Below are 8,368 nucleotides of genomic sequence, written 5' to 3' on the forward strand. Positions count from 1 at the left end.
CCCCCACGGAAACGGTGAAAGGGAGGGGCCGGGGCTTCCTCAGGCACCGCCGGCCGAGGCGTCCGCGAGCTGGGCCCGCAAGGCGCGGGCCAAGTCGTCGCGGGACTCCGCGACGAGGCGCCGCAGGGCCGGGGCCGCATCGGCGTGGGCGCCGAGCCACGCGTCCGCTGCGTCCAGCGTCGCCTGGTCGCCCTGGGCCGCGGGGAACAGCCCCCGCACGATGGCCATGGCGATCTCGATGGAGCGCGAGGCCCACACGGACTCCAGCACCTCGAAGTACCGCGCGGCGTAGGGCGCGGTCAGCTGAGCCTGCCCGGGCTGGTCGAACCCGGCGATGGTCGCCTCGACGAGCGCGTTGGACAGCGTGTCGGACTCCACGACCCCGGCCCACGCCTGGGCCTTGACCGCGGCCGTCGGCCGGGCCGCCAGGCACCGCACCTGGTGCCGCTTCCCCGACGCGGTGTCGTCCCCGGCCAGCTCCGCGCCGATCGCGGCCTCGTCGGCGATCCCCTCGGCGGCGAGCGTGCCCACAAACGTCCAGCGCAGCTCCTGGTCCACCTTGAGCCCGTCGATGCGTGCCGTCCCCGCCAGCAGGCCCTGCAACAGGCGCAGCTCCGCCTCCCCGGAGGCGACGGCGGCCAGGAAGCGGGCCCAGGCCAACTGGTGGCCGCTGCCGGGCTCGGCGTTGCGCAGCTGCGTGACGGCGCCTTCGGACAGCATCCGTCCGCCCTCCGCGCGCCAGGCGGGCGCGGTGTAGCGGTCGAGGGCGAGCTTGGCCTGGCCGTGCAGCATCTGCAGGACGCCGATCTCGGTCTCGTCGCCTGCGAACCTGAGCACCAGCGCGAGGAAGTCCCTGGCGGGCATCAGCCCGTCACGGGTGAGGTTCCACAGCGCCGACCAGCACAGGGCACGGGCGAGGGGGTCGGTGAGTTCGCCGAGGTGGTCGCGGAGGGTGGCGAGGGAGGCGTCGTCGAAGCGGATCTTGCAGTACGTGAGGTCGGCGTCGTTGACGAGGACCAGGTCGGGGCGCTCGGCGCCGGACAGCTCGGAGACGGTGGTGCGCGGTCCGGTGACGTCGACCTCGGCCTGCGCGTACCGCTCCAGCACGCCGGCTGCCGCGTCGCGGCGGTAGAGGCCCACGGCGACGCGGTGGGGCCGCAGCACCGGGTGCGAGGCGGGGGCCTCCTGGAGGACGGCGAGCTCGGTGACGCGCCCGGCCGCGTCGTAGGTGAGCTGCGGGGTGAGGGTGTTGACGCCGGCGGTCTGGAGCCACGCCTTGGACCACTCGCCCATGTCACGCCCCGAGGTCTCCTCCAGCACGGCCAGCAGGTGCTCCAGGCGGGTGTTGCCCCACTGGTGGCGCTGGAAGTAGCGGCGGGCACCCTCCAGGAAGGCGTCCTTGCCGACGTAGGCGACGAGCTGTTTGAGGACGGAGGCGCCCTTGGCGTAGGTGATGCCGTCGAAGTTGAGCTTGGCGTCCTCCAGGTCCCGGATGTCGGCGGTGACGGGGTGGGTGGAGGGGAGCTGGTCGGCGCGGTAGGCCCAGGACTTGCGGCGGTTGGCGAAGGTGATCCAGCCGCCGGTGAACCGGGTGGCCTCCACGAGGGCGAAGGCGCCCATGAAGTCGGCGAAGGACTCCTTGAGCCACAGGTCGTCCCACCACTCCATGGTGACCAGGTCGCCGAACCACATGTGGGCCATCTCGTGCAGGATGACGTTGGCGCGGCCCTCGTAGGAGGCCTCGGTGACCCTGCCGCGGAAGACGAACTCCTCGCGGAAGGTGACGCATCCGGGGTTCTCCATGGCGCCGATGTTGTACTCGGGCACGAACGCCTGGTCGTACTTCCCGAACGGGTACGGGTAGGCGAAGTGGTCGTGGAAGAAGTCCAGGCCCTGCTTGGTGACGGTGAAGATGTCGTCGGCGTCGAAGTGGGGCGCCAGCCCCTTGCGGCACAGCGCGCCCAGGGGGATCTCCAGCTCGCTGCCGTCCGCCAGGGTGCGCCGGTAGGTGTCGGCGACGTAGTGGTAGGGGCCGGCGACGACGGCGGTGATGTAGGTGGAGATCGGCTGGGTGCGGGCGAAGCGCCACAGCGCCGCGTTGCCGTCGTCGACCGGGCGGGGCTCGCCCTCCCGGGCGCCGTTGCTCAGCACCGTCCAGCCGACCGGTGCGGTGACGGAGAAGTCGAAGGGCGCCTTCAGGTCCGGTTGTTCGAAGTTCGCGAAGACGCGGCGCGCGTCGGCGGGCTCGTACTGGGTGTAGAGGTAGACCTCGCCGTCCTGCGGGTCGAGGAAGTGGTGCAGGCCCTCGCCGGTGCGGCTGTAGGCGCACCGCGCGTCGATCGTCGCCACGTTCTCACCGTCGGCGCGCAGACCCGGCAGGGTGACGCGGGTGCCGTCGAAGACCTCGTCGACGGGCAGGGAGGCGCCGTTGAGGGTGACGGAGTGGACGTGCGGTGCCACCAGGTCGGCGAAGGTGGTGGCGCCCTCCTCGGCGCACGTGAAGCGGATGGTCGTCGTCGACCTGAAGGTGCGCGGACCCTCGGCCGGTGGTGCTTCGACGGCCGAGCGCAGGTCCAGCGCCACGTCGTACCCGCTCACGCTCAGCAGCGCGGCGCGCTGCCGGGCCTCGGTGCGGGTCAAGTTCTCTCCGGGCACTGCCACGCTCCCTCTCGCTTCAAGGATCCTGATCCGACCATGTCTCGCATGGTGAACAACCCGCTCAGCATCGCACGCGCCGCCGCGCGCCCGTACCCGGGAATGCGGTCGGTGCCGGTGACGTTGTCGGCGTCCGAGACGACCCGCCCCGCTGCTGAGGAGAGCGCATGTCCGAGACGCCCAAGGCGACCCCCGCCGACTTCTGGTTCGACCCCCTGTGCCCCTGGGCGTGGATGACCTCCCGCTGGATGCTGGAGGTGGAGAAGGTGCGGCCTGTGGAGGTCCGCTGGCACGTGATGAGCCTGTCGGTCCTCAACGAGAAGCGGCTCGACGAGCTGCCCGAGCAGTACCGCGCGATGATGGCGCGCGCCTGGGGCCCGGTCCGGGTCTGCGTGGCCGCCGAGCAGGAGCACGGCAGCGAGGTGCTCGGTCCGCTCTACACCGCGATCGGCACCCGCGTGCACCCGGGCGGCCGTGAGCTGGGCCGCGAGGTGCTTCTCGAGGCGCTGGAAGAGGTGGGGCTGCCCGCCGCGCTGGCGGACGCGGCCGACACCGACGCCTACGACGCCGCACTGCGCGCCTCGCACGAGGAGGGCATCTCCCTGGTCGGCCAGGAGGTCGGCACGCCGGTCATCGCCGTGCCGGACGCGGAGGGCAGGCAGGTCGCCTTCTTCGGGCCCGTGGTCACCCCGGCCCCCAAGGGCGAGGCGGCGGCCAGGCTGTGGGACGGCACCCTGATGGTGGCCTCGACCCCCGGCTTCTTCGAGATCAAGCGCACCAGGGACGTGGAGCCGATCTTCGACTGAGCGCCCGGCGGGTGCCGGTGAGCCCCGTGAGCGGCGGGTCTCCCCCGAGGGGAAGGGCCCCCTGTGCGTCACGTCCGCACAGGGGGCCGCTCTCTTTTCTTCTCCCGCCCGCCGCGAAAGGTGAGAAGACGATCACGAGGACGGAAGCCGGGCTGCCGCGCCGCCGGGTCTACGGCGCCAGCAGGAGGTTGTTGGCGCGCTCCTTGGCGGCCGTGTAGCGGGCCGAGACGTCACGCCAGTTGACGACGCGCCACATGGCCTCGACGAAGTCGACCTTCTGGTTGCGGTACTGCAGGTAGAAGGCGTGCTCCCAGGCGTCGAAGACCAGGATCGGCACGGAGCCCTGCCCGACGTTGCCCTGGTGGTCGTAGACCTGCTCGACGATGAGCCGCCCGGTGACCGGCTCGTAGGCCAGCACGCCCCATCCCGAGCCCTGTGTGGTGGCCGCGGCCTTGGACAGCTGCGCCTTGAACTTGGCGAAGCTGCCGAAGGACTCGGCGATGGCGTCCGCCAGCTCGCCGGTGCCGTCCTTCTCCAGCGGCTCGCCGCCGCCGTCACCTGTCATGTTCTGCCAGTAGATGGTGTGCAGGATGTGCCCGGACAGGTGGAAGGCGAGGTTCTTCTCCAGGCCGTTGATCGATCCCCACGCGTCCTTGTCGCGCGCTTCGGCGAGCTGTTCGAGGGTGTCGTTGGCTCCCTTCACGTACCCGGCGTGGTGCTTGTCGTGGTGCAGCTCGATGATCTCGCCGCTGATGACCGGCTCCAGCGCGGAGTAGTCGTACGGCAGCTCCGGCAAGGTGTATGTCGACATGCCCTCTCGCCCTTCGCTCGCTAATGCACATTACTTGCAACAAGAAGTTAGCAGCAAGAGCACGCGAAAGAGCGGAGCGCCCCCCGACGTCGGGGGGCGCTCCGCTCCTGGCCTCTCGGACCGAAGTCCTAGGTCCGGCCTCGCGGCCGAGGCACCGTCAGGCGTCCTCGGTCACCGCGGGACGCGGGCGCGTGCGCTGCCGCGCGTAGCCGACGGCGGCCAGCACCACCGTCAGACCGGCCGTGAAGGCGAGCTGGGTGCGGGTGTCGCCCTCGCGCAGCATCAGCAGCAGGACGGCGAGGATCGCCAGCACCGCCACGATCGTCAGGCCCGGGAAGAGCCACATCCGCACCACCAGCTTCTCCGGCGCCTCACGCTCCAGCCGGTGGCGGGTGACCAACTGCGAGACGGCGATGAAGCCCCACACGACCAGCGTGGCCGCGCCGACCATGTTCAGCAGCCACGTGAAGACCGTCTTCTCCCAGAAGATGTTCAACAGGACCGCGACGAAGCCGAAGAAGGACGAGGCGACCACCGCGTAGCGCGGCACGCCCTGCGGGCTCAGCCGGTTCAGGAAGGCCGGGCCCTCGCCCCGCTCCACCAGGGAGTACGACATGCGCGAGGCGCCGTAGATGTTGGCGTTCATGGCCGAGAGCAGCGCGATGAGCACGACCACGTTCATCACCTGCGCGGCGGCGGGGATGCCGACGTAGTCCAGCACGGCGGCGTATGGGCCCGACTTCACCGACTCGTCGCTCCACGGCATCAGGGTGACGATCACCAGCATGGAGCCCACGTAGAACAGCGCGATCCGCCACACCGCGGTGCGCACCGCCTTGGCGACGCCGGAGACCGGCTTCTCCGACTCGGCCGCCGCGATCGTCACCGTCTCCAGACCGCCGAACGCGAAGACGGAGGCGAGCAGCCCGACGATCAGCCCGTCGGTGCCGGTGGGGAAGAAGCCGCCGTCGCCGGTCAGATGGCTGCTGCCCGGCGCGTCGGTGCCGGGCAGCAGCCCGGCTATGGCCAGGACGCCCAGCACCAGGAACGCGCTGATCGCGAGCACCTTCAAGGTGGCGAACCAGAACTCGTACTCACCGAAGTTGCGGACCGCGGCCAGGTTGCTGGCGCAGAAGAGGATCATGAACAGCGCGACCCACATCCACTGCTCGGTCCCCGGCAGCCAGCCCGTCATGATCTTGGCGGCGGCGGTGGCCTCGGTCGCGATGGCGACGCACAGCAGCGTCCAGTAGATCCAGCCCGACGCGAAACCCGCCCAAGGTCCTAGGGCCCGCTCGGCGTGGACGGAGAAGGAGCCGGAAGCCGGGCGGGCCGCCGACATCTCGCCGAGCATCCGCATCACCAGCATCACCAGCGCCCCGGAGGCGGCGTAGGCGAGGACGATCGAGGGCCCCGCCGCGGCGATGCCCGCACCGGAGCCGACGAACAGGCCCGCGCCGATGACGCCGCCGAGGGCGATCATCGACAGGTGGCGCTGCTTGAGACCGTGGGAGAGGGAACGCCCGTCGGACGCGCCGCCGTCCGGTCCCGAGGGCTTGGCGGGCTCGCCGGGCGGGTGCGGCGCGTCGGACGTCTCGGTGCGCGTCATAGGGGGCCGTTCCTGGGTGTGAGGAGGTGAACGGGGACAGAGCGGTGCGTGGTGCGTGTTGCCCCCACAGTGTTCGGGAGGCAGCCCCGGCACATCAATAATCGTGCAGCCCATCCCGCGATACGGACAGACCGCGTTACGGGTGAATACGGGGTGAACCGCCCACCCGCGCCCGGGCTGTCGGGAAGTTCACCCCGCCTGCGCCCGCCCCGGCACTGTCACCAAGCTCACGGTCAGCCCGCGCGCTGGCCGCTGTCGTCACTGTCGCCAAGCTCACGGTCCGCTCACGCACGGCCATCGGACGGTTTCGGCTAGCGTCATGGGGCACGAGACCGACGAGACGGAGATGCCAGATGAGTGCCCTCACTTCCGCCGCAGCCACCCCGCGCCCCGGAGCCGTGCTCGCGGATCTGCTGCCCGCCTCCAGCGCCGCCCGCGCCCGCGTGCGGGACGCCGCGCTGGTCGTCGGCGGCGCCGCGCTGACGGGGATCGCCGCGCAGATCGCGCTGCCGGTCCCGGGCTCGCCCGTGCCGGTGACCGGACAGACCTTCGCCGCGCTGCTGGTCGGCGCCGGACTGGGCGCAGGGCGCGGCTTCCTCGCGCTGGCGCTGTACGCGGTGGCGGGCGTCGCCGGGATGCCGTGGTTCGCCGAGGCCTCCTCCGGCGCGGGGCTGCCCACGCTGGGGTACGTCATGGGCATGCTGCTGGCCTCCGTCGCCGTGGGCACGCTGGCCCGCCGCGGCGGCGACCGGGGCGCGCTGCGTACGGCGGGCACGATGGCGGTCGGCATGGCGCTGATCTACGCCGTCGGCGTCCCCTACCTGGCGCTGTCGACCGGCATGTCGCTCGGCGAGGCGGTCGCCGCGGGCCTGGTGCCCTTCCTGATCGGCGACGCCCTCAAGGCGGCGCTGGCGATGGGCGCCCTGCCCACCGCCTGGAAGCTCGCGGGCCGCAAGGGCTGAGCCACTCCGCACAAAGCCCACACCGCTCGCACGCGCGCACACCGCTCGCACGACGTGCACAGCACGCGCACGACGCGCACACCGAGGGCCCGGCGCCGCACAGGCGCCGGGCCCTCGTGCGTCCCCGAAGGGGCGCACGCTGCTCAGCCCGCGTCGGCGGGGGAGCGCGGCGGGACCTGGGCCGTCTCGCCCAGCGGTTCGCGGGCCGGCGCCGCCCCGCGCCCGAGGCGGTCCTTGACCAGCGAGGTGATCAGCACGCCCGCCGCGACGGCCAGCGAGAGGAGCATCTGGGTGCGTCCGTCCTCGTCGGTGAACATGTAGCCGATCACGAAGACGATCAGGCCGATGGTCGCCCACGTCAGGTACGGGTACAGCCACATCCGCACCGTCAGCCGCTCGGGCGCCTCCCGCTCGATGCGGCGCCGCATCCGCAGTTGCGAGGCGCAGATGACCAGCCACACGAACAGCGCGACGGCGCCCGAGGAGTTGAGCAGGAACTCGAAGACGGTGTCCTTGGCGATGTAGTTGAAGAAGACCGCGACGAACCCGAAGGCCACCGACGCCAGGATCGCGGCGGTCGGCACGCCCCGCTTGTTGGTGCGGCCGAAGGAGGCCGGGGCGTCGCCGCGCTCACCCAGCGAGAACGCCATCCGGGAGGCGGTGTAGAGCCCGGAGTTGAGGCAGGAGAGGACGGCGGTCAGCACGACGACGTCCATGACGGTGCCCGCGTAGGGGATGTCCAGCGCGTCGAGCACGGCCACGTACGGGCCGTCGGCGGCGATCGCCTTGGAGTCCCACGGCAGCAGCGCCACGATCACGAACATCGAGCCGATGTAGAACAGGGCGATCCGCCAGATCACGCTGTTGACGGCCTTGCGCACGGCGGCGACCGGGTTGGGCGACTCGGCGGCGGCCAGCGTGACGATCTCGCTGCCCATGAAGGAGAAGACCACCAGCAGCATCCCGGAGAGGATGGCGCCGGGACCGTTGGGCAAGAACCCGCCCTGCCCGGTCAGCTGGGAGAGCCCGGCCGCGCTGTCGGCGGGCGGCAGGCCGACGAAGGCGATCATGCCGACGACGATGAACGCGATGATCGCCACGACCTTGATGCCCGCGAACCAGAACTCGAACTCGCCGTAGGAACCGACGGAGATCAGGTTGGTGCCCGTCAGCACCAGCATCACCAGCAGGGCCCACACCCACTGGTCGACGGCGGGTATCCAGCCCTCCAGGATGTCGGCGGCGGCCGTCGCCTCCACGGCGAGCACGACGGCCCAGAAGAACCAGTACAGCCAGCCGATGGTGAACCCGGCCCAGCGGCCCAGCGCTCGGTCGGCGTAGGTGGAGAACGACCCGGAGGCCGGGTCGGCGGCGRCGGCGCCGATGACGCCGCCGATGGCGATCATGGACAGATGGCGGTTCTTGAGGCCTGCCTCGAGGCCGTCGCCGTCCTGCGCGGCCTCGGCGGCCCGGGGCGGCGGCTTCTGCCGCGGCTCCCCCGGCGTACGCGGGGTCTGCTGAGAAC

General features: G+C 71.5%; 6 protein-coding genes. 2 read left to right on the forward strand and 4 right to left on the reverse strand.

Annotated features, from left to right (window positions below; genetic code table 11):
• Positions 1 to 39 precede the first annotated feature (39 nt).
• Positions 40 to 2,655: an aminopeptidase N gene (gene pepN, locus AB8Z75_RS26650; RefSeq protein WP_369206279.1), complete on the reverse strand. Its 2,616-nt coding sequence runs from the start codon at positions 2,653 to 2,655 to the stop codon at positions 40 to 42.
• A 167-nt stretch (positions 2,656 to 2,822) separates the two neighbouring features.
• Here pepN and AB8Z75_RS26655 point away from each other — a divergent pair, with 167 nt between their 5' ends.
• A complete protein-coding gene (locus tag AB8Z75_RS26655; RefSeq protein WP_369206281.1) occupies positions 2,823 to 3,461 on the forward strand; it encodes a DsbA family protein in 639 nt (212 codons plus the stop codon).
• Positions 3,462 to 3,630: 169 nt separating this feature from the next.
• Here the strand turns inward: AB8Z75_RS26655 and AB8Z75_RS26660 are convergent, their stop codons facing one another.
• Both AB8Z75_RS26660 and AB8Z75_RS26665 read right to left on the reverse strand, forming a co-directional pair.
• Entirely contained in the window at positions 3,631 to 4,272 is a 642-nt protein-coding gene (locus AB8Z75_RS26660; protein WP_114018217.1) for a superoxide dismutase, read from the reverse strand.
• Between the two features lie 157 nt (positions 4,273 to 4,429).
• Positions 4,430 to 5,881, reverse strand: coding sequence for an amino acid permease (locus AB8Z75_RS26665; RefSeq protein WP_369206283.1), 1,452 nt, complete (start codon positions 5,879 to 5,881; stop codon positions 4,430 to 4,432).
• A gap of 353 nt (positions 5,882 to 6,234) precedes the next feature.
• On the opposite strand from AB8Z75_RS26665, the gene AB8Z75_RS26670 reads away from it, so the two are divergent.
• Positions 6,235 to 6,843, forward strand: a complete 609-nt coding sequence (locus tag AB8Z75_RS26670) for a biotin transporter BioY (RefSeq protein WP_369206285.1) — start codon at positions 6,235 to 6,237, stop codon at positions 6,841 to 6,843.
• Positions 6,844 to 6,986: 143 nt separating this feature from the next.
• On the opposite strand, the gene AB8Z75_RS26675 is transcribed toward AB8Z75_RS26670, so the two are convergent.
• A complete protein-coding gene (locus AB8Z75_RS26675; protein ID WP_369206287.1) occupies positions 6,987 to 8,255 on the reverse strand; it encodes an amino acid permease in 1,269 nt (422 codons plus the stop codon).
• Positions 8,256 to 8,368 lie beyond the last annotated feature (113 nt).

Source organism: Streptomyces sp. PU-14G (genome assembly GCF_041028275.1).
Taxonomy (GTDB): domain Bacteria; phylum Actinomycetota; class Actinomycetes; order Streptomycetales; family Streptomycetaceae; genus Streptomyces.

Coding starts and splice junctions, on each gene's coding strand:
- AB8Z75_RS26655 (WP_369206281.1), top strand. CDS start 2,823: ATGTCCGAGACGCCCAAGGCGACCCCCGCCGACTTCTGGTTCGACCCC.
- AB8Z75_RS26660 (WP_114018217.1), bottom strand. CDS start 4,272: ATGTCGACATACACCTTGCCGGAGCTGCCGTACGACTACTCCGCGCTG.
- AB8Z75_RS26665 (WP_369206283.1), bottom strand. CDS start 5,881: ATGACGCGCACCGAGACGTCCGACGCGCCGCACCCGCCCGGCGAGCCC.
- AB8Z75_RS26670 (WP_369206285.1), top strand. CDS start 6,235: ATGAGTGCCCTCACTTCCGCCGCAGCCACCCCGCGCCCCGGAGCCGTG.